Raw genomic sequence first — 19140 nt, forward strand, 5'->3', positions numbered from 1 at the left:
CTGTCCGCAAACGTATCGCCTGACACGACGCCATCGCGAGCAAGCTCGCTCCTACAGGGGCAATGGCATCAAGCAGTCGGCAAACAACTGCTGAATCGGCTGCTGCCGCTGGCTGTAGCGCTGCAGCAGGACGATGTCGCGGTAGAAGGTCAATTCGCCCAGGCGGATGATCCGCACCTTCGCCCCGTATTCCAGCCACAACCCGGTCTCGGGCAGCAGGGAAACGCCCAGCCCGCACTCGACCATTTTCACGATCGCTTCCAACTCATCCAGCTCCAGCGCCACCTGCACATCCATCTGCTGCTCACGCAGGAAACGTGTCACCAGGCGGCCGCCGAAGGAATTGCGGTCGTAGCGCACGTGGGGATGATCGGCCAGTAGTTGCAGCGGATCGTCGCCCTCAAGGTTTGCCGGGACGATCAGCACGAATGGCTCGCGGCGGATCACCTGGGCCGACAATTCCTTGGGCAACTCGAACGGCGGCTTGATCAGGATCGCCAGGTCCACTTCGCCAGTGTCTACCTGGCTCAGCAGGTTCAGCGACACGCCGGGCACCAGCTTGGGCTCGAGCAGCGGTGCCTGTTGGCGCAGGCGCAACAGTGCCTGAGGCAGCAAACCGGTCTGGGCCGTGGCCACCGCGCCGATCTTCAGTTCGCCGCGGTATTCGCTGACATCGTCGCTGACCGCCATGCGGGCAAAGGTTTCCAGCATGTCCCGGGCCATCGGCAACGCGCGCTGGCCTGCCGCATTGAGCAGCGCCTGGCGGCCGGTGCGGTCGAACAGGCGAATGCCCAGCGCCTGCTCCAGGTTGCGCATCTGCGCGCTGACCGCCGACTGCGTCAGGCCGATGTGCATGCCCGCTGCCGCGAATGTGCCGTAGCGCGCCACCGCCATGAAGGTCTTCAATTCCCGCAGCATGAACACCTCGATTGATCGAAATAATTTGAGCTCAGCGCAAAAACTATCGTCTTTCAATCAAAAAGCACAGCGCTAAACTCAATGGCACTGACCCATCGCCTGCGAGATTCGAAGATGCAATTGTCCCCTTTTCACCTGGCCATTCCGGTATACGACCTGCAAGCCGCGCGCACCTTCTACGGTGAAGTGTTTGGTCTGGAGGAAGGCCGATCCAGCGACCATTGGGTCGATTTCAATTTCTTCGGCCACCAGTTGGTGATTCACCTGGCCCCGAAAAACGCCTCCCAGGAAGCGGCACACACCAACGCCGTGGACGGGCATGACGTACCGGTGCCGCATTTTGGCGTGGTGCTGGGAATGGCCGAGTGGGAAGCGCTGGCCGAGCGCCTGCAGGCGCGGGAAACCCGGTTTGTGATCGAACCCGGCATTCGTTTCAAGGGGCTGGTGGGGGAACAGGCGACCATGTTCCTGTTCGACCCTTGCGGCAATGCCTTGGAGTTCAAGGCTTTCAAGGATATTGGGCAGTTGTTTGCCAAGTAGGTGGGGGCTGTAAACAGCTATCGCGAGCAGGCTCGCTCCCACATTGGTTCTCCATGTTGATGAGATCCCTGTGGGAGCGAGCCTGCTCGCGATAAATCTGCAAAAACATCACATGTCTACCTGCCCGAACAGCTCTCCCCCCTCCACCAACATCTCCTCAACCAAGCCATGTCTCCCAGGCTCATACTCCACCTGGCCGATGCTGAACCGAATGGCATAACCACGTCGCATCGTCGCATTGCGCTCATCGAGGATTTCCTCGAGCCGCCGCTTGATCCCACCCAGCTCTACCGCGCTTGAACCGGTCAACAGGGCCACGAACTCATCATCACCCAACCGCCCGATCACATCACTTTCGCGAAAGGCGATACGCAGCACGTCGGCGAATGTCTTCAACGCGTCATCACCCTCGGCACGGCCGTAGAGGTAATTGATGTGCTTGAAGTTATCCAGATCGAAGAACAGCAGCGTGGCGGGGATTTCCAGGCGCTGGCAGGCGTCGAGGCCCAATTGGGCGAGCGCGGTGAAACCGTGGCGGTTGGACAGCAGCGTCAGCTCGTCCATGCTGGCCATGGTCACGCCCATCACTTCCTGCTCAGCCGTGCGGGCCATGTCGCGCAGGGCAGCGCGAATCTGTTGGGGCGACAGCGAATGGGTGGCGTTGGCGCCGTGTTTAAGCGGTTTGCCGGGGATCAGCATTACATACTCCAGTAGTGGGTATGTTCTTTAGAACCCCGTGTAGTCGGTTTGACTCCCCGGTAACGGACCGAAGGTCATTTTGGTGGGTACTCATGACCTGTAGGAGCGAGCTTGCTCGCTCCTACAGGGGTTCTAGGTTTGGCTTAGAAGTCGGTCGAAACCGACACCTCGCGCCAAGCCTGCAACTCACCGGCAACGAAGCTGTTTTTCGCCTCGATGGCGGCCACGCAGTCACTGCCCAGCGGCAGGCGCAGCGGCGCTTCTTTCGCTTCGACCAGGGTGATCATCACCTGGGCCAGCTTGTCCGGGTCGCCTGGCTGGTTCATGGTCACGACCTTGGCAATCCGGCGCACCTCGCCTGCGGTGCTGTCGTAGTCGGCAATGGTCGACGGCGACTCGACCAGCGAGTTGCCTTCCAGGAATTCCGTGCGGAAGTAGCCCGGTTCGACCACGGTCACCTTGATGCCCAGCGGTGCCAGTTCGGCGTGCAGCGCTTCGGTCAGGCCTTCGACGGCGAATTTGGTCGAGCAGTAGACGCCAAAACCCGGCCCGGATTTGTAGCCGCCCACCGACGACAGGTTGATCACATGCCCGCTGCGTGCGGCGCGCATGTGCGGCAGGACGGCACGGGTGATGTTGAGCAGGCCGAAGACGTTGGTTTCGAACACGCGGCGCACTTCGTCGGCCGTCGCCTCTTCCACGGCGCCCAGCACGCCGAACCCGGCATTGTTGACCAGCACGTCGATGCGCCCGAAGTGCTCGATGGCCTGCTGCGCGACGGCGATGCCCTGGGCTTCGTTGGTGACGTCGAGGCTCGCGGCGAGCAGCCCGGGCTGGACGCCGAAACGCTGGGTGACGCTGCTGGCATCACGGGCGGTGGCGACGACGGCGTCACCGTTGGCCAGGGCGGCGGCGGCGATCTTCGCGCCGATGCCACGGGAAGCGCCAGTGATGAGCCAGACACGGTTGAAGGTAGGAGAAGTGGTCATGAGCGTGTTTCCTTGTTTGCGTTGGGTGTAGGCAAAATGTACGCAGGAAGATTGCTCGGAAAAATGACCTCGTGTTACAAGCACTATGAAGCGCTCTTTCATAATGGCGACCGCAATGAACCACGATCCTTTCGATGGCCTGACCGAATTTCTCGCGGTGGCCGAGCACAAAAGCTTCACCGTGGCAGCCACGCGCCTGGCGGTGACGCCCACGGCGGTCAGCCATGCGATCAAGCTGCTGGAACGGCGTACCGGTGTGCTGTTGTTCCAGCGCACCACGCGCAGGGTCGCGCTCACCGAAGCCGGTGCCAGCCTGTTCGCGCGCCTGCGGCCGGCGGCCAGCGAGATTGATGATGCGCTGGCGGTCCTCAGCGGTTTTCGCGACCAACCGATGGGGACGCTGCGCCTGACCGCGCCACGGCTGTCGGGGGCCCTGCTGATCGAGCCGCTGATACCGTTGTTTCGCGAGGCTTATCCGCAGGTGACGCTCGACATCTCCCTGGATGACGCCACGGTGGATTTGATGGCGGCGGGTTTCGACGCCGGGATCAGGCTGGGTGAATCCATTGAAAAGGACATGATCGCGGTGCGCCTGACGCCGGACCTGCAATGGTCGGTGGTGGGTTCGCCCGCGTACTTTGCCAAGGCCGGCAAACCTGCCACACCGGAGGAACTGACCACTCACCAATGCATCGGTTTTCGCTTCTCGACCTCGGGCAACGCCCACCGCTGGGAGTTTCGCCGTGATGGCCGCGACTTCACCGTGGGCGTTGCAGGCGGTGTGATCGTCAATGATCGGCAACTGCTGGTGGCCACGGCACGCCAAGGTTGCGGACTGATCTACGCCTGCGACCTGGAAATCGCCGAAGAACTGGCCGATGGCCGCCTCGAACGCGTGCTGCAACCCTTCGTGCCGCTCAGCTCGGCACTGTACCTCTACTTCCCCAGCCGCACACAGACCCAGCCGAAACTGCGCGCGTTCATCGAGCTGGCCAAAGAATGGATCGCCAACAAAAATTCACCCCACCCCCTGTAGGAGCGAGCTTGCTCGCGATGGTGGCCCAGACACCGCGAGGTATCTGGCTTCCCGCGTCATCGTTAACGACCATCGCGAGCAAGCTCGCTCCTACAGAGGGCGGCGCTGTTGTGGGAGCGAGCCTGCTCGCGATGGTGGCCCAGGCACCGCAGGGCATCTGGTTTTCCGCGTCATCGTTGACGACCATCGCGAGCAAGCTCGCTCCTACAGAGGGCAGCGCTGTTGTGGGAGCGAGCCTGCTCGCGATGGACCCGAGGGCACCGCAGGGAATGAGGCTTCCCACGTAATCGTTAACGGTCAGGCGGTGACGGCGGCTACTGGGTGTTGGCCCAACCGGTGTTGCGACAGCAGGCGCATGACGTAGCCGATCTTGATCAGGGTCGGGCCGACGATGGTCATGGCGTGCAGGGCGACCTGGACGACGATCGACAGGTGGCCGCTGTAGAGATAGGCGCCGTAGATGCCCACCAGCAACATGGCAAGCCCCGCAATCAGGACTTCGCTCGACAGGTGCAGGACTTTGTGAGGATTGTTGAAATACGCAAACATTTTTCGTACTCCTGAATCAGACCAGTTGTACGTTGTTTATTTCACCATTCGTGCCAAGTTCAGCATCCATTAAAATCAATCACTTACAAACACATAGGTCAATTTGACCGCGCGGAAACCTAGTCAACATGACACACACTCAAGTCATACTGACTACAAAACCCATGCACGCGCTCAAAAGCAAACCAATATCATTTGCGCAGCTCCAATCCTTTTGTTTTAATCGCGACCAATTCTTATTTGCACCGATGGCGCCCGTCGCCCAGGGACACGTGCTTACGATGATGGTCGCCGATTCCTCCAGCGTTCAGAACCTCTACCTCACGCATCACCGCTGGCTGCACGCGCTGTTGCGGCGGCGCCTGAGCAATGCGTTCGATGCGGCGGACCTGGCCCATGACACCTTCATCCGCGTGCTCAAGCGCCCACAGATTTTCGACAGCGAGACCGGCGAACGCTCCTACCTCGCGACCATCGCCCGTGGCCTGTGCATCGACCACTGGCGCCGTCGCCAGCTCGAACAGGCGTGGCTGGAAACCTTGGCCGCGCGCCCGCAGGCGGTGCAGCCGTCGCCGGAACAACGGGCGATCATCGTCGAGACCCTGTACGAAGTGGACGCGATGTTGCAGCGCCTGCCCCAGCGCGTGCGCGATGCGTTCATCCTCGCCCAGCTGCACGGCCTGACCTACAAGGCCATCGCCGCGGAAATCGGCGTGTGCGAGCGCATGGTCAAGAAATACCTGGCCCAGGCGCTGATGCACTGCGCGATGCTCGAAGCCGAGCTCGACGGCCTGTTGATCGAGTAAGCCATGCCCGCCGCCCCGTCCACCCACAGCATCAGCCACGCCAGCCTGGAACAGGCGGCGCAGTGGTACGTGCAGCTCAACGACCAGCAGGTCGGCGAGCAGGAACGCCAGCGCTGGCAAGCGTGGCTGGCGCAAAGCGGTGATCATCAGGCCGCCTGGCGCTATGTCGAGCGCGTCGGCGAACGTTTTGCCGCATTGCAGGATGACCATCCGCAGGCCGCCGGGCTGGTGCTGCGCAACACCGCCCGTGCGCCGATCAGCCGTCGGCAAACGGTCAAGAGTCTGCTTATTCTGGCCTCTGGCGGCCTGCTGGGTTGGAATGCCTGGCGCGAAACCTCATTGCCGGACGCCCTGGGTCGCTGGACTGCCGACCTGTCGACCGGCACCGGCGAGACCCGTGAAAGCCTGCTCAGCGATGGCAGCCGCGTCTGGCTCAATGCCCTCAGCGCCCTGAACGTGCGTTTCGACGGCAGCCAACGCCTGTTGCTGCTCAGTGCCGGCGAGGTGTTGATCGACACCGCCAGGGACCCCAACCGACCGTTCCTGGTGCAATCGGCCCAGGGCCTGATGCGTGCGCTCGGTACCCGTTTCAGTGTGCGCCAGCAACAACAGCAGACCCTGCTCAACGTCTACGAAGGCGCGGTAGAAGTTCGCACGACCCAGGGCCAGGTGCACGTGGTCGAGGCCGGCCGGCAACTGGCGTTCACTGACAACCAGATAGCCCCAAGCACCGCTGCGGCGGCCGGCCGCGAGGCCTGGCGGCGCGGTGTGTTGCTGGCCGACAACCTGCCGCTGGGCGAGTTGATCGAGGAACTGAGCCGCTACCGCCACGGCCACCTGGCCTGTGATCCAGCAATTGCCGGGCTGCCGGTGATGGGCTCGTTCCCGCTCAAGGACACCGATCAGGCGTTACGCCTGCTGGAAGCGGCCTTGCCGATCCGGGTGGAGAAAACCCTGAGCTGGTGGGTCAGCGTCAGCCCCGCTTGAAGCCAGTCGAAAGTGACACCCGCTGGAAAAAAAACCCACCACAGTTCCCTTTTACGATTTTCGTTCGGTTAACCCTGTGACCCCTTTCAATTACCGATCACCAGGGAACCCTTTTTTGCGCGACACTTTCACCCGCTGGCGTCCACTGGCACTGGCCATCCCCCTGGCGCTGGGCCTCGCGCCCACACAAGGGCATGCCGACGCCACCCGCGAACAAGCCATCAGTCAGTCGCGCCACTACGCCATCGCGCCCGGCTCGCTGGTCAGCGTGTTGAACCGTTTCGCCGAACAGGCCGGCATCTTCCTCGCTGGCCACAACGACCTCGCCAGCGACAAGCGCAGCCCCGGACTCAACGGCGACTTCACGGTGCAACAAGGCTTGCAACGGCTGCTCCAGGGCAGCGGCCTGCAAGCCCAGCCGCTGGGCCCTCGCGGTTATGTACTCAAAGCCGCCAGCGAAGGCGCGCTACAACTGGACGCCACGCAGATCTCCGGCCAGGCGCTGGGCGCGATCACCGAAAACAGCCATTCCTACACCACGGGCGCTACGGCCTCGGCCACCGGCCTGGCCTTGTCCCTGCGCGAAACGCCGCAATCGGTGACGGTGATCACCCGCCAGCTACTCGACGACCAGAACGCCACCAGCATCGCCGACGCCCTGCGCCGTGTGCCCGGCATCAGCGTGCAGAACTACGACAGTGAGCGTTGGGAGTTTTCCAGCCGTGGCCTGCCGATCACCAATTTCCATTACGACGGCGTCAACACCGACTACGACGGCGTCTACGATTACGGCACCACCAGCACCGACATGGTCACCTTCGACCGCGTGGAAATCCTCAAGGGCGCCACGGGGCTGATGACCGGCTCAGGCGACCCGTCGGCCACGGTCAACCTGATCCGCAAGCGCCCTACCCGCGCGTTCCAGGCGTCGGTCACGGGTGCCGTCGGTTCATGGGACGACTACCGCAGCACCGCCGATGTCGCCGGCCCCCTGAGCGCCAACGGCAAGTTGCGCGGGCGCTTCGTCGGCGCCTATCAGGACCGCAGCGCCTACCTGGATCACTACCGCAACACCCGGGACATCGCCTACGGTATCCTCGAAGCGGACCTCACGCCCGAGACCCTGCTGACCCTCGGCATCGACCAGCAGAACACCCGCTCGCGCGGTGCCAGCTGGACCGGTTTTCCAATGTTCAACAGCGATGGTTCGCGCACGCACTTTTCCCGCTCGTTCAACCCTGCCACCGACTGGAGCCGTCGCGATTTCGACAACCAGACGCTGTTCGCCCAGCTCCAGCAGCAACTGGCCCGTGACTGGACGCTCAAGATCAGCTACGACCGCAAGCACCGCCAGCACGACACCCTGCTCGCCTCGGCCAGCGGCGGTAATCCGGACCCCGTCACGGGCGACGGCATGTTCATGTACATGGGCACGTTCAAGGGCGATCAGGTGCAGGACAACGTCGATCTCAACCTCAGCGGGCCCTTCACGATGCTGGGCCGCGAGCACGAATTGATCGCGGGCGTCATGTCGATGAACACCCGCCAGGACATCCCGGTGTATGGCTCGATTTATCCGGCGGTGGGCGGCAGCATCTACGCCTGGCGCGGCGAGTACGCCAAACCGGACATTCCCCGTATCGGCGAAAACGCTATCGACCAACGCCAGAGCGGCGTGTACCTGGCCACCCGGCTCAAGCCCAGTGACGATCTGGCGTTGATCCTCGGCAGTCGGGTCAGCCAGTTCAGCGCCGACGATGACCTCGACTACCACGACCCGGGCACCACGGACCTGCACGACAGCTACCGGCAAACCGGCGTGGTCACCCCCTATGCCGGGGTGGTCTATGACCTGGACGACACCTACTCGCTGTACACCAGCTACACGCGCATCTATCAGCCGCAGATGGCCAGGGACGCCGAACGCAAGCTGCTCGACCCTGTGCAGGGCAACAGCTATGAGGCGGGCCTCAAGGCCGAGTACCTGGACGGAAGGCTGAACGCCAGCTTCGCGGTATTTCGCATCGAACAGGACAATCTCGCCGAGCAGGTCAGCGGCGTCGATACACAAACCGTGTACCGCGCGGTGCCAGGCGCAGTCACCAAGGGCTTTGAAGTGGAACTGGCCGGCGAAGTGCTGGAGGGCTGGAACCTCTCGGCGGGCTACAGCTACAACCACACCCGCGATGCCCAGGGCGAGCGGATCTACGGCGCGATCCTGCAAACCACCGCGCCCGAGCAGATGGTGCGGCTGTTCAGCACCTATCGGCTGTCCGGAGCGCTGGCCCCCTTCACCGTCGGCGGCGGCATCAACTGGCAGAGCGAATTCTTCGGCCAGGTGTTCCAGCCCAACCCCAACGACCCGGTCAATGGCGGCCAGACCACCCGGATCAGCCAGTCGAGCTACGCCCTGGTGGATGTGATGGCGCGCTACCGCTTCAACGATCACCTGAGCACCACACTCAACGTCAAGAACCTGTTCGACAAGACCTATTACACCGGCCTTGGCAATTTCGGCACCGGCTTCTACGGCGAACCGCGCAGCTTGCAACTGACGACGCGCTGGGACTTCTGAGCCCGCAGCGCATACACTGCACTACGCATCTGCCCAGGACCGCGACGATGAAACCCACCGCCAGACACACCGACAAGGCCCCGCGTTTCTGGCGCGACGACGCCCTGCCCTTCATCGAGGCCCGATCCATCGCCGATGGCCGCGAGGTCTGTTACAGCCGCCATTCCCACGCGCATTTTTCCATCGGGGCGATCACTGCCGGGCGCAGCACTTACCTCCATGAGCAGGCGTCGTTCGAGGTCAGCGCCGGCACGGTGGTGTTGATGAATCCGGGCGATGTCCACGCCTGCAACCCGATTGATGACCAGCCGTGGTCGTACCTGATGTTGTATGTGGAAACCGCGTGGCTGACCGATCTGCAGCATCAGCTTGGGTTCGCCCAGGATCTGGCGTTCCGGCGTTTTACCGCCACGCATACCCAGGACGTCGGCCTGTTCAACGGGCTTGGGGCGTTGTACGAGACGCTGGTCGACAGCCAGCAGGACGTGCTGGGCAAACAGAGTGCGGCGGTGGAGTTTTTCACCGAGGTGCAGCAGCGGCTCAACCCCGGTGAATCCCCCGTGCGCGAGCCGAATTTCAAGCTGGAGCGGGCAGCGGATTTCATTCGCGAGCACTGCACGCAACTGCTCAAGCTGGAAGACATTTGCGAGGCGGCGCAGTTGTCGCCGTCCTACCTGATCCGCGCCTTCAAGCAGCATTACGGCATGACGCCCCATGCATTTCTGGTCAACCAGCGCATCCAGTTCGCCCGCGAGCGCCTGCGCAGTGGCCGGTTGATCGCCGATGTGGCACTGGAGGCGGGCTTTGCCGACCAGGCGCATTTTCAGCGGGCGTTCAAACAGCACCTGGCGGCGACGCCGGGGCAGTATCGCGGCGTCTAGGGCAGCAGCAGGTAGACGGCGCTCAAGGCCAGCAACAGGGCCATGGCGCGGTTGAACAGGCGCATGCCCGCCGGGTTTTCCAGGTAACCGCGCAGGAAAGTGCCGGCGTACGCCCAGCAGCCGACGGACAGGTAGCAGATCACCAGGTACACCGCCGCAAACTGCCAGATGAGCCGCGCCTCGCCATCGGCGACAAACGCCCCCATCCCCGCCACGCAGGCCAGCCAGGCCTTGGGGTTGAGCCATTGCATCACCGCGCCGTAGACCATCGACGGCGCCCGTGCCGAGTCCTTCGCATCGAGCTGGCCGTTGTCCGCGGCGAGCTTCCAGGCCATGAACAACAGGAACGCCACGCCGGCCAGTTGCACGACACGCGTCAATTGCGGCCACTGCTGCAACAGCTCGTGCAAGCCCAGGCCCATCAACACCAGCAACAACACAAACCCCAGCGTCGCCCCGGCCACATGCCGCTGGCTGGCGCGAAACCCGAACTGCGCCCCCGAACTCAACGCCACAATATTCACCGGCCCCGGCGTGATGGAAGCCACCAGTGCGAAAGCGGCCATCGACATGATCAGACTCATGGTTATTTTCTTCCCTTCAGTTGAACCAAGGGCTCCAAGGTAAATAACCGGGCGGGTCTGGTATTGAACAAAACTGCCCAATCCCCAAACCCTGCTCGCCGCGGGGTGTCAGGCATTCAGCATTATCGTTGACGACCATCGCGGGCAAGCCCGCTCCCACAGGGATTGCCGGTGTACACACAATCCATTTTCACCACCGCCGCCCCCCCTGTAGGAGCGAGCTTGCTCGCGATGGATTCAAGGCCGCCGCGGGGTGTCAGGCATTCAGCGTCATCGTTGGCGACCATCGCGAGCAGGCTCGCTCCCACAAGGATTGGGGGTGTACACACAATCTGTTTTCACCACCAACCCCTCTGTGGGAGCGAGCCTGCTCGCGATGGGGTTCAAGGCCGCCGCGGGGTGTCAGGCATTCAGCGTTATCGTTGACGACCATCGCGAGCAAGCCCGCTCCCACAGTGATTGTCGGTGTACACACAATCTATTTTCACCACCGCCGCCCCCTGTAGGAGCGAGCTTGCTCGCGATGGACTCAAGGCCTCCGCGGGGTGTCAGGCATTCAGCGTCATCGTTGGCGACCATCGCGAGCAGGCTCGCTCCCACAGGGAGGGATGGGTTGTTTGAACTTTGTCATTCAGGAATACGCGCCAACCACCCGTTTCACTTTGACCAACGCCTCACGCAACGCCTGCATATCCACCGAGCCCAGCGCCAGGCGGATGGCGTGGGGCACGTGCACCGAGGTGGCGAAGGGTTCGGCGGTGGAGACGGCAACCTGTTCGTGCATCAACTCCACGGCGATCTGGTCCGAGCGCGCATCCTCGCCCAGGGGCAACCACAGAAAATACGATGACGGATGCGTCATGCAGCGCAGCCCCTTGAGCAATTGAGCCGCCAACGCCTGGCGTGTCTGGGCGTCGGCGCGCTTCTGCGCCTCCAGTTGGGCGACTGTTCCGTCATCTATCCAGCCACAGGCAATCGCGGTCATCACCCCTGGCGTGTTCCAGGTCGTTGCCCTGATCACCCGTTCCAGCGCCGGCACCTTGTCTGGCGGCGCTGCGACAAAACCGACCCGCAACCCCGTGGCAACGTTCTTCGAGAACCCCGACACATACACCGTGCGCTCCGGCGCCATTTGCGCCACCGGCAGCGGCGCGTCCTCGACCAGAAATGCGTAGGCCGCATCTTCGATGATCAACAGCTCATGCTGGCGCGCAATCGTCACCAGGCGCTCGCGCCAAGCCACATCCATCACCCACCCACACGGGTTGTGCAGCGTCGGCATGCTGTACACCGCCCGCACCGAGCGCTTTCGACAAAGCCGTTCGAGCGCCTCCAGATCCGGCCCGCGGTCGGTGACCGGAATGGGCACAATCTCCAGGTGCAACGATTCGGCCAACACCTTGAAGCCGGTGTAGGTCAGCGCATCTGCCGCGATCACATCCCCTGGCTTGAGCAGCGCCATCATCGCCACGGCCAGACCATGCTGGGCGCCGCTGACGATCAACACCTGCTGCGCCTCCACGCTCAGGCCCCGCGACTGCAGATGCCGGGCAATCGACGCCCGCTCATGCAGGCGCCCGCCGTGGGGCTGGTAACGCAGATGGGCCTCCAGGTCGCCCGACAACGCCAGTTGCCGCAACGCGGTGCGCAACAGATCGGCCTGCCCCGGCAACGACGGATAATTGAAATTCAGGTCGGCCATGCCCACCGCCACCACATGCTGGCTGACACCCTGGCCCGCCGGCAGCGACATCTCCCGCACAAAGGCGCCGCGCCCGGTCTCGCCACTGACCAGCCCCATGGCTTCCAGCTCGGCGTACACCCGGCTGGCCGTCACGAAGGCCAGCCCATGCTCCGCCGCCAGCTGGCGATGGGTCGGCAACCGGGTACCCGGTGCCAGGCGCCCCGAACGGATATCGGCGGCATAGGTGTCGACCAGCGACTTGTAGCGTAAACGAGGCATGGGGCGATGTATCCATGACAATTTTTTGATTGTCTCAATACTCGGTCATACGATGCCCGCAACGCAACCCACCACCGCCAACGCCTGTCGAGTGACCGCCATGGAACGAACCACCCAGCTCAACACTCAGCCCCGGGCGAAATCCGCCAGCGGCTGGCTCAACGGCCTGATCGGCGTGATCATCTTCAGCGGCTCCCTGCCCGCTACCCGCGTCGCCGTGCTGGAGTTCGACCCGGTGTTCCTCACGGTCATCCGTGCCACCCTGGCCGGTCTGCTCGCCCTGTGCCTGCTGACCCTGTTCAAGGAGAAGCGCCCTACCCGCCAGCAAATCCTGCCGCTGCTGATCGTCGCCCTCGGCGTGGTCCTCGGCTTCCCCCTGCTGACCGCACTGGCCCTGCAATACGTCACCTCGGCCCACTCCATCGTGTTCATCGGCCTGCTGCCGCTGGCCACCGCCGCATTCGGCGTGATCCGCGGTGGCGAACGACCCCGTCCGGCGTTCTGGCTGTTTTCGATCCTGGGCAGTTTGCTGGTCTCGGGCTACGCCCTGTCCCAGGGCGTGACCGCCAACCCCACGGGCGACATTCTCATGCTGCTGGCCGTACTGGCCTGCGGCCTGGGATATGCCGAAGGCGCCAAACTGTCGCGGACCCTGGGCGGCTGGCAGGTGATTTGCTGGGCGCTGGTGCTGTCGCTGCCGGCCATGGCCCTGCTCAGCGCCTGGCGTGCCCCCGCAACCTTGACCGGCATCAGCCTGCCGGCGTGGTTCAGTCTGGGCTACGTGTCGTTGTTCAGCATGTTGATCGGGTTCGTGTTCTGGTATCGCGGCCTGGCCCAGGGCGGAATTGCCGCCGTGGGACAACTGCAATTGCTGCAGCCGTTTTTTGGCCTGGCACTGGCGGCCGGCCTGCTGCATGAGCAGGTCAGCATCGGCATGGTGGCGGTGACGTTGGCGGTGATTTTGTGTGTGGCGGGGGCGAAGCGGTTTTCCAGATAGCCGGGCCCAGATACGTTTCCTGCGGATCCGCACTTAAGCCCGACCTCCGTCGCCGATGCACGTGCTGTACACGCCTGATCAGCGGATGACCCCGAAGCTGCGCAGCTTCCTGGATTTTTGTGTGCAAGCCTTCGGCAGGACACCGCCCCTGTAGGAGCGAGCAGGTCATGTGACAGTAATTATTTTGTCATGATATCAATTTGGTACTGCAAGATTTTTCCCGTATGTTGCCGCTCATTGTTCGATACAGCGCTACGGAAAGCCCGCATGACCGCAAAGCCTTCAACCATGACCAAGCAAGTTACCTACCTGGGCCACGAGATTTTTGTCGAGACATTCGGCCCTGTCACTGCACGCCCTCGCGATACCGGCGGCCTGCAAACCCATCACACCACGAAAGTTTCCGTCTGGTTCGACGGTAAAGAACTGGAAGAGGCGCGCGAGACCCCTTCGCTGCTGTTCGTGTCGCGCGAAGACGCGGCTGAGCTGGGCTTCGAAATCGGGCAGATGATCGTCGATCAACGCCGCGAATCCGTTATGTCCAGCCCGATCATATTCAAGATGCCTCGATTGGCGCTCTCGTTACTGCGCGACTGAGAGACCGGACTTCGCTCGGCGACTGCGCTGAGCAGGGTCACTTCGCCTGGCGAGGATCGTCCGCCGCATCAATGTATTTGAGGCCCAACGGTCCGATCCCGTAGACCTGAGTGACATACTCCCCGGACTTCGCCCAATGGAAATGCGGCGTATTGCCCGGCAGCACGACCACACTCCCGGGCCCATACGCCACCAGTTTGTCAGCGTCGAAGGTCGTGCCCTGGCCAATGTAGAACACGCCTGAAATCACTGTGTAGATACGATCTTCAGGATGGGTATGCGGCATCAGCTTCAAGCCGTCCGGCACTTTCACCCGTACCACGTAGGGCCCCGGCTGGCTTGGGTTGCCGACGATCACCGCGAGTTTCGCCGCGCCGGGAAAGGCCGCGAAACCCTGCCATTGCACGTCTTCATTGCGTATCGACGAATATTGTTTGTTGTCCAGCGCGGCGGACCAGGCCGGGGCAGCGAGGGCGGCGCCGGCCGCGATGAGCAATGCGCCGATGGCGCGACGTGAGCCGGAGTTATTCATGTGTGCGTTCCCTGATGACGGTCGCAGGGCACGGCCTGCGAACTGGAACGCGATGATATTTTTCCGCGGGACGCGAATAAATCACGTCCCGGGCACTTCAGTTCTTACACGGCGTAACAGGCTAGCGCGGGTTGAGCCGCAGGATGGAAAAATTCAGCGCGGCCGCCACGCACAGCCACACCAGGTAGGGAAACAGAATCAACCCGGTGATGATGTCCAGGCGCAGCGCCATGACCACCATGGCCGCGACCACCAGCCACAACACCACCAGTATCACCATCCCCGCCAGCACGTGATGGGCGCCGAAGAACACCGGCGTCCACAGCGTATTGAGCGCAATCTGCGCTGCCCACAGCGCCAGCACCGTCTGGCTGCCCGGAATGAGGGTCAGGCGATAGCCCGCCCAGGCCAGCAGCAGGTAGATGAGTGTCCACGCCACGGGAAAGACCCAGTTGGGCGGTGTGAAGCCAGGCTTGACCAGTGAGCGATACCACTCGCCCGGCTTGAACAGCATACCGGTGCTGGCCGCGGCCGCGCAGGCCAGGAGGAAGATGAAGAAGTTCGTGGTCATGGTCGCTTCCTGTCTCGGTTCATTTTCAACTTGGACGTGCCTTGCCCCGTTAAAAGTTCACCCCGCCGAGGGTGAAAAAAACCACGTTCCCCCTTGGCGGCCCGATCGACTACCATACGCCGCCGGTTCCCGAAGGGGACTAACAGGGAATCCGTAGCGCCGCACCTGGCGCCAATCGGAACTGCCCCCGCAACTGTAGGTGCCGAGCCTGCTCCAAGTTGGCCACTGGATCTGATCCGGGAAGGCTGGAGCCTGGCGACGACGCATCAGTCAGGAGACCTGCCGGCCAAGCAAATCACTGACCGGCGGGGTGTCCGGGGAGGACATCTTTGCCGACCGGCCTTGCCCTGCCTTAGCGCAGCGTTCGATGGTGTGTTTCCAGACCCGTACCGCGCCCGTTCAACGTACGGTTCAAATGGAGATTGCCTCATGCTGTTGCCCCGCCTTACCGCGCTGTTCGCCGGCCTGGGTCTGTGTGCCCTGGCGCAAGCCGCCCCTACGCAATACCCGCTGACGATTGACAACTGCGGCACTCCCCTCACGTTCGCGCACGCCCCCACCCGCACCGTGACCATCGGCCAGGCCGGCACCGAGATGCTTTATGGCCTGGGCCTGGGTGACAAAGTGGCGGCCACCTCGCTGTGGTTCAACGACGTGCTGCGGGCGTACAAGGCACAGAACGACAAGGTCGAACGCCTGGCCAATAACGAGCCGAGTTTTGAAGCGGTGATCGGCAAGCGTCCGGAACTGGTGACCGTGGAATTCGAGTGGATGGTCGGCCCGCAAGGCGCCGTGGGCACCCGCGAACAGTTTCATGAACTGAAGATCCCGACCTACCTGCTGCCGTCCGATTGCGAAGGCAAGGACAACCTGGTCGGCGCCGACGGCACCCGCCTGGAGCCATTCCGCATCGACACCCTCTACAAGAGCATCGAGCAACTGGCGCAGATTTTCGACGTGCAGGCACGGGGCGAACAATGGGTTGGCGAGCTCAAGGCCAAGCTGGCCGCTTCGGTGGCCAAGGTGCAGAACAAAGGCGTGAAAAAGGCCAGCGCGCTGGTGTGGTTCTCCAGCACCGACATGAACGTCGACCCGTTCGTGGCCGGGCACAAGGGCATTCCGGACTTCATGCTCAGCACCCTGGGCATTCGCAACGTGGTCGAATCCGACGAAGAATGGCCGACCGTGGGCTGGGAAACCATCGCCAAGGCCAACCCGACGTTCCTGGTGATCGCGCGTATGGACCGCCGCCGTTTCCCCGCCGATGACCATGAGAAGAAACTGGCATTCCTGCGCAGCGACCCGGTCACCCGCAACATGGACGCGGTGAAAAACAACCGCATCATCATCCTCGACGCCATGGCCCTGCAGGCCAGCGCACGGATGTTCGAGGGACTTGAACAAATGGCCAGCGCCATCGACGGCTTCGACCTGCCGAAATGACTGCGCTCCTGATTCGAACCCTGCTGGCATTGGCCCTGCTGTTACTGGCGGTACTCGCCGGGGTGGCCATTGGCGAAACGGCCATCGAGCCGAGCGTGGTGTTCCAGGTGCTGGCCAACAAACTGTGGGATGCCGGTTATGTCCTGAACCCCATCGACGAAGGCATCGTCTGGAACTATCGCCTGACCCGCGCCCTGGTGGCGGCTGCGTGCGGTGCGGGGCTGGCGACTTGCGGGGTGATTCTGCAGTCGTTGCTGCGCAATCCGTTGGCCGACCCGTACTTGCTGGGCATCAGCGCCGGGGCATCGACCGGCGCGGTGCTGGTGGCGCTGCTGGGTGTCGGGGCCGGGTTGCTGACGTTGTCGACGGGGGCATTTGTCGGGGCGATGGCGGCGTTTGCGCTGGTGGTGGCGTTGGCGCGGGTCAGCGGCTCTTCCAGTGGCACCGGGCAGATTATCCTGGCGGGCATCGCCGGGTCGCAGTTGTTCAATGCGCTGACGGCGTTTCTGATTACCAAATCGGCCAGTTCCGAACAGGCCCGCGGCATTCTGTTCTGGCTGCTGGGCAATCTCAGTGGCGTGCGCTGGCCGTCGGTGTGGCTGGCCGTACCGGTGGCGATCGCCGGGCTGGTCGTGTGCCTGTGGCATCGCCGGGCGCTGGATGCGTTCACCTTTGGCGTGGATTCGGCGGCATCGCTGGGTATTGCGGTGCAGCGTGTACAACTGGTGTTGATCGGCTGCGCGGCGCTGGTCACGGCGGTGATGGTGTCTATCGTCGGCTCGATTGGTTTTGTCGGGCTGGTGATTCCACACGCCGCGCGGTTGATGCTGGGTACCGGGCATTCGCGCCTGTTACCGGTCAGTGCCCTGGGTGGCGCGTTGTTTTTGATCGCGGCGGATGTGTTGTCGCGCACCCTGATCAAGGGTCAGGTGATTCCGGTAGGGGTGATTACTGCGCTGGTGGGCGCGCCGGTGTTCGCCCTGATTCTGATCGGCCGGAGGAATGCTCGATGAGTGTGTTGAGTTGTTCCAACCTGGGTTTTCGCGTGCGCGATGCGGTGCTGCTCCAGAGTATCGACCTTGAAGTGCAGCGCGGCGAAACCCTGGGCATCGTCGGGCCCAATGGGTCGGGAAAATCCACCTTGCTCAAGCTGCTCGCCGGTTTGCGCGCGCCGGCCAGCGGTGAAGTGCGGCTGGGTGGTCGGCGACTGGGCGAGTTGTCGCGCCGCAGCATCGCCCAGCAACTGGCAGTGGTGGAACAACAGGCGGACACCGACGAGGCCATTCGCGTGTTCGATGCCGTCGCGCTGGGGCGCACGCCCTGGTTGTCGGCCTTGAACCCGTGGTCCGGCGAGGACGATGCCATCGTCCATCAGGCTTTGCAGGATGTCGATGCGACGCACCTGGGCAAGCGCACCTGGCGCAGCCTGTCCGGCGGTGAGCGCCAGCGCGTGCACATCGCCCGCGCCCTCGCCCAGCGTCCGCAGATCCTGTTGCTGGATGAGCCGACCAATCATCTGGATATCCAGCATCAACTGGCAATTCTCAAGGGCGTGCAGTCATTGCCGGTGACGACCCTGATCGCCCTGCATGACCTCAATCAGGCGCTGACCTGTGATCGCCTGGCAGTGCTCGACCGGGGACGGCTGGTGGCACTCGGCAAGCCGCTTGAGGTGCTGACGCCGCAACGCTTGCAGGACACCTTTGGCGTGCAGGCGCATTACCTGACAGACCCCTTCGACGGTACGCAGATCCTGCGCTTGCGGTCTAACTGATGCAGCGCCGATGCATGTGGGTGGTTTGCCAGACCGGATCGGTTTCGACATCGACGATCTCGAAGCCCTGACGAGTCCAGAAATCAATCGCGCCGGGGAGAAACGGATGCGTGTGCAGGTACATCACCTGCACACCTTGCGCCGGGGCCAATGCCGCCAGGGCGGCGTACAACTCGGCGGCCAGCCCCACGCGACGGAACTCGGGCAGGACGAACAGGCGCACCACCTCGACCACGTTCAGGCCCTGGTAATCCAGTTGGGGGAAACGGGCGTCGTAAGGCAGGTAGCCGATTGCGCCCACGATCCGGCCAGCCTGGCGCGCCAGCAGGAACCGACCGTCGCCGTGCAGGTAGGTGGCTTCGAAATGCCCCAGGTCAGCGGGCATGCCGGCGGCGCTGAGCTTGGGGTACAGCTCGGCACGGGCCTGCAGGACAAAGGCCAGGACCTCGGGGATTTCAGCGACGGTAACGCCGTGGATGGAGGGGCGATGGTTCATGCGCAAATGATGTTGACCGATACAGCCACCCACAATACCAGACCCCACCACCCCTGTAGGAGCGAGCTTGCTCGCGATGCAAGCCCAGACACCACGGGTGTGTCAGGTTTCCCGCGTCATCGTTGACGACCATCGCGAGCAGGCTCGCTCCCACGGGGTTTTGTGTACGCCGTGGTATTTGTGCAGGGTGCAGATCTCTGTGG

Annotated in this window: 20 protein-coding genes and 1 riboswitch; of the genes, 11 read left to right on the plus strand and 9 right to left on the minus strand. The window is 63.1% G+C overall.

Annotated features, from left to right (window positions below; all coding sequences use genetic code 11):
* Window positions 1–51 precede the first annotated feature (51 nt).
* Window positions 52–918 (minus strand): LysR family transcriptional regulator, encoded by an 867-nt coding sequence (locus ABVN20_RS25905; protein ID WP_368558622.1) that lies wholly within the window; start codon window positions 916–918, stop codon window positions 52–54.
* Between the two features lie 114 nt (window positions 919–1032).
* On the opposite strand from ABVN20_RS25905, the gene ABVN20_RS25910 reads away from it, so the two are divergent.
* Window positions 1033–1458, plus strand: a complete 426-nt coding sequence (locus tag ABVN20_RS25910) for a VOC family protein (RefSeq protein ID WP_368558623.1) — start codon at window positions 1033–1035, stop codon at window positions 1456–1458.
* 108 nt (window positions 1459–1566) lie between these two features.
* Here ABVN20_RS25910 and ABVN20_RS25915 read toward each other — a convergent pair whose 3' ends face one another.
* Together ABVN20_RS25915 and ABVN20_RS25920 are read right to left on the minus strand one after the other, a co-directional pair.
* The gene (locus ABVN20_RS25915; RefSeq protein ID WP_368558624.1) at window positions 1567–2157 is read right to left on the minus strand and encodes a GGDEF domain-containing protein; all 591 of its coding nucleotides are present in this window, start codon (window positions 2155–2157) and stop codon (window positions 1567–1569) included.
* Between the two features lie 143 nt (window positions 2158–2300).
* Window positions 2301–3146 (minus strand): oxidoreductase, encoded by an 846-nt coding sequence (locus ABVN20_RS25920; protein ID WP_368558625.1) that lies wholly within the window; start codon window positions 3144–3146, stop codon window positions 2301–2303.
* 115 nt (window positions 3147–3261) lie between these two features.
* On the opposite strand from ABVN20_RS25920, the gene ABVN20_RS25925 reads away from it, so the two are divergent.
* Window positions 3262–4182: a LysR substrate-binding domain-containing protein gene (locus ABVN20_RS25925; protein ID WP_368558626.1), complete on the plus strand. Its 921-nt coding sequence runs from the start codon at window positions 3262–3264 to the stop codon at window positions 4180–4182.
* A 297-nt stretch (window positions 4183–4479) separates the two neighbouring features.
* On the opposite strand, the gene ABVN20_RS25930 is transcribed toward ABVN20_RS25925, so the two are convergent.
* Window positions 4480–4731 carry a transmembrane sensor/regulator PpyR gene (locus ABVN20_RS25930; RefSeq protein WP_368558627.1) on the minus strand — a complete coding sequence of 84 codons (252 nt, stop codon included), beginning with the start codon at window positions 4729–4731 and terminating at the stop codon, window positions 4480–4482.
* Between the two features lie 281 nt (window positions 4732–5012).
* Here ABVN20_RS25930 and ABVN20_RS25935 point away from each other — a divergent pair, with 281 nt between their 5' ends.
* From ABVN20_RS25935 to ABVN20_RS25950, 4 genes are all read left to right on the plus strand, one after another.
* Window positions 5013–5537, plus strand: a complete 525-nt coding sequence (locus tag ABVN20_RS25935) for a sigma-70 family RNA polymerase sigma factor (RefSeq protein WP_368558628.1) — start codon at window positions 5013–5015, stop codon at window positions 5535–5537.
* Window positions 5538–5540: 3 nt separating this feature from the next.
* A complete protein-coding gene (locus tag ABVN20_RS25940; protein WP_368558629.1) occupies window positions 5541–6524 on the plus strand; it encodes a FecR domain-containing protein in 984 nt (327 codons plus the stop codon).
* 115 nt (window positions 6525–6639) lie between these two features.
* Window positions 6640–9099: a TonB-dependent siderophore receptor gene (locus tag ABVN20_RS25945; RefSeq protein ID WP_368558630.1), complete on the plus strand. Its 2460-nt coding sequence runs from the start codon at window positions 6640–6642 to the stop codon at window positions 9097–9099.
* Window positions 9100–9146: 47 nt separating this feature from the next.
* The gene (locus ABVN20_RS25950; RefSeq protein ID WP_368558631.1) at window positions 9147–9980 is read left to right on the plus strand and encodes an AraC family transcriptional regulator; all 834 of its coding nucleotides are present in this window, start codon (window positions 9147–9149) and stop codon (window positions 9978–9980) included.
* On the opposite strand, the gene ABVN20_RS25955 is transcribed toward ABVN20_RS25950, so the two are convergent.
* Both ABVN20_RS25955 and ABVN20_RS25960 read right to left on the minus strand, forming a co-directional pair.
* Complete coding sequence (locus ABVN20_RS25955; RefSeq protein ID WP_368558632.1) at window positions 9977–10564, minus strand: LysE family translocator; 588 nt, start codon at window positions 10562–10564, stop codon at window positions 9977–9979. The genes ABVN20_RS25950 and ABVN20_RS25955 overlap by 4 nt on opposite strands.
* Before the next feature lie 631 nt (window positions 10565–11195).
* On the minus strand, window positions 11196–12527 hold the full coding sequence (locus tag ABVN20_RS25960) for a PLP-dependent aminotransferase family protein (protein ID WP_368558633.1): 1332 nt from the start codon (window positions 12525–12527) through the stop codon (window positions 11196–11198).
* A gap of 100 nt (window positions 12528–12627) precedes the next feature.
* Here ABVN20_RS25960 and ABVN20_RS25965 point away from each other — a divergent pair, with 100 nt between their 5' ends.
* Both ABVN20_RS25965 and ABVN20_RS25970 read left to right on the plus strand, forming a co-directional pair.
* Window positions 12628–13524: a DMT family transporter gene (locus ABVN20_RS25965; protein ID WP_368558634.1), complete on the plus strand. Its 897-nt coding sequence runs from the start codon at window positions 12628–12630 to the stop codon at window positions 13522–13524.
* Window positions 13525–13791: 267 nt separating this feature from the next.
* The gene (locus ABVN20_RS25970; protein WP_368558635.1) at window positions 13792–14121 is read left to right on the plus strand and encodes a hypothetical protein; all 330 of its coding nucleotides are present in this window, start codon (window positions 13792–13794) and stop codon (window positions 14119–14121) included.
* A gap of 37 nt (window positions 14122–14158) precedes the next feature.
* On the opposite strand, the gene ABVN20_RS25975 is transcribed toward ABVN20_RS25970, so the two are convergent.
* Both ABVN20_RS25975 and ABVN20_RS25980 read right to left on the minus strand, forming a co-directional pair.
* Window positions 14159–14653, minus strand: a complete 495-nt coding sequence (locus ABVN20_RS25975; protein ID WP_368558636.1) for a cupin domain-containing protein — start codon at window positions 14651–14653, stop codon at window positions 14159–14161.
* Between the two features lie 121 nt (window positions 14654–14774).
* Entirely contained in the window at window positions 14775–15224 is a 450-nt protein-coding gene (locus tag ABVN20_RS25980) for a TspO/MBR family protein (protein WP_368558637.1), read from the minus strand.
* A gap of 106 nt (window positions 15225–15330) precedes the next feature.
* Window positions 15331–15526: riboswitch (cobalamin riboswitch) on the plus strand.
* 127 nt (window positions 15527–15653) lie between these two features.
* On the opposite strand from ABVN20_RS25980, the gene ABVN20_RS25985 reads away from it, so the two are divergent.
* Genes ABVN20_RS25985 through ABVN20_RS25995 form a run of 3 tightly spaced genes read left to right on the plus strand, consistent with a single transcriptional unit; the run spans window position 15654 to window position 18441 of the window.
* Window positions 15654–16667, plus strand: coding sequence for an ABC transporter substrate-binding protein (locus tag ABVN20_RS25985; protein ID WP_368558638.1), 1014 nt, complete (start codon window positions 15654–15656; stop codon window positions 16665–16667).
* An 8-nt stretch (window positions 16668–16675) separates the two neighbouring features.
* A complete protein-coding gene (locus ABVN20_RS25990; protein WP_368558720.1) occupies window positions 16676–17680 on the plus strand; it encodes a FecCD family ABC transporter permease in 1005 nt (334 codons plus the stop codon).
* Window positions 17677–18441 carry an ABC transporter ATP-binding protein gene (locus ABVN20_RS25995; RefSeq protein WP_368558639.1) on the plus strand — a complete coding sequence of 255 codons (765 nt, stop codon included), beginning with the start codon at window positions 17677–17679 and terminating at the stop codon, window positions 18439–18441. Before ABVN20_RS25990 ends, ABVN20_RS25995 begins: the two co-directional genes overlap by 4 nt.
* On the opposite strand, the gene ABVN20_RS26000 is transcribed toward ABVN20_RS25995, so the two are convergent.
* Window positions 18434–18937 (minus strand): GNAT family N-acetyltransferase, encoded by a 504-nt coding sequence (locus ABVN20_RS26000; RefSeq protein WP_368558640.1) that lies wholly within the window; start codon window positions 18935–18937, stop codon window positions 18434–18436. The genes ABVN20_RS25995 and ABVN20_RS26000 overlap by 8 nt on opposite strands.
* Window positions 18938–19140 lie beyond the last annotated feature (203 nt).

Source organism: Pseudomonas sp. MYb118, assembly GCF_040947875.1.
Lineage (GTDB): Bacteria > Pseudomonadota > Gammaproteobacteria > Pseudomonadales > Pseudomonadaceae > Aquipseudomonas.

What these genes read in the sequence shown, in the direction of transcription:
- ABVN20_RS25905 (WP_368558622.1), bottom strand. Translation starts at nt 918, where the DNA reads ATGCTGCGGGAATTGAAGACCTTCATGGCGGTGGCGCGCTACGGCACA.
- ABVN20_RS25910 (WP_368558623.1), top strand. Translation starts at nt 1,033, where the DNA reads ATGCAATTGTCCCCTTTTCACCTGGCCATTCCGGTATACGACCTGCAA.
- ABVN20_RS25915 (WP_368558624.1), bottom strand. Translation starts at nt 2,157, where the DNA reads ATGCTGATCCCCGGCAAACCGCTTAAACACGGCGCCAACGCCACCCAT.
- ABVN20_RS25920 (WP_368558625.1), bottom strand. Translation starts at nt 3,146, where the DNA reads ATGACCACTTCTCCTACCTTCAACCGTGTCTGGCTCATCACTGGCGCT.
- ABVN20_RS25925 (WP_368558626.1), top strand. Translation starts at nt 3,262, where the DNA reads ATGAACCACGATCCTTTCGATGGCCTGACCGAATTTCTCGCGGTGGCC.
- ABVN20_RS25930 (WP_368558627.1), bottom strand. Translation starts at nt 4,731, where the DNA reads ATGTTTGCGTATTTCAACAATCCTCACAAAGTCCTGCACCTGTCGAGC.
- ABVN20_RS25935 (WP_368558628.1), top strand. Translation starts at nt 5,013, where the DNA reads ATGATGGTCGCCGATTCCTCCAGCGTTCAGAACCTCTACCTCACGCAT.
- ABVN20_RS25940 (WP_368558629.1), top strand. Translation starts at nt 5,541, where the DNA reads ATGCCCGCCGCCCCGTCCACCCACAGCATCAGCCACGCCAGCCTGGAA.
- ABVN20_RS25950 (WP_368558631.1), top strand. Translation starts at nt 9,147, where the DNA reads ATGAAACCCACCGCCAGACACACCGACAAGGCCCCGCGTTTCTGGCGC.
- ABVN20_RS25955 (WP_368558632.1), bottom strand. Translation starts at nt 10,564, where the DNA reads ATGAGTCTGATCATGTCGATGGCCGCTTTCGCACTGGTGGCTTCCATC.
- ABVN20_RS25960 (WP_368558633.1), bottom strand. Translation starts at nt 12,527, where the DNA reads ATGCCTCGTTTACGCTACAAGTCGCTGGTCGACACCTATGCCGCCGAT.
- ABVN20_RS25965 (WP_368558634.1), top strand. Translation starts at nt 12,628, where the DNA reads ATGGAACGAACCACCCAGCTCAACACTCAGCCCCGGGCGAAATCCGCC.
- ABVN20_RS25970 (WP_368558635.1), top strand. Translation starts at nt 13,792, where the DNA reads ATGACCGCAAAGCCTTCAACCATGACCAAGCAAGTTACCTACCTGGGC.
- ABVN20_RS25975 (WP_368558636.1), bottom strand. Translation starts at nt 14,653, where the DNA reads ATGAATAACTCCGGCTCACGTCGCGCCATCGGCGCATTGCTCATCGCG.
- ABVN20_RS25980 (WP_368558637.1), bottom strand. Translation starts at nt 15,224, where the DNA reads ATGACCACGAACTTCTTCATCTTCCTCCTGGCCTGCGCGGCCGCGGCC.
- ABVN20_RS25985 (WP_368558638.1), top strand. Translation starts at nt 15,654, where the DNA reads ATGCTGTTGCCCCGCCTTACCGCGCTGTTCGCCGGCCTGGGTCTGTGT.
- ABVN20_RS25995 (WP_368558639.1), top strand. Translation starts at nt 17,677, where the DNA reads ATGAGTGTGTTGAGTTGTTCCAACCTGGGTTTTCGCGTGCGCGATGCG.
- ABVN20_RS26000 (WP_368558640.1), bottom strand. Translation starts at nt 18,937, where the DNA reads ATGAACCATCGCCCCTCCATCCACGGCGTTACCGTCGCTGAAATCCCC.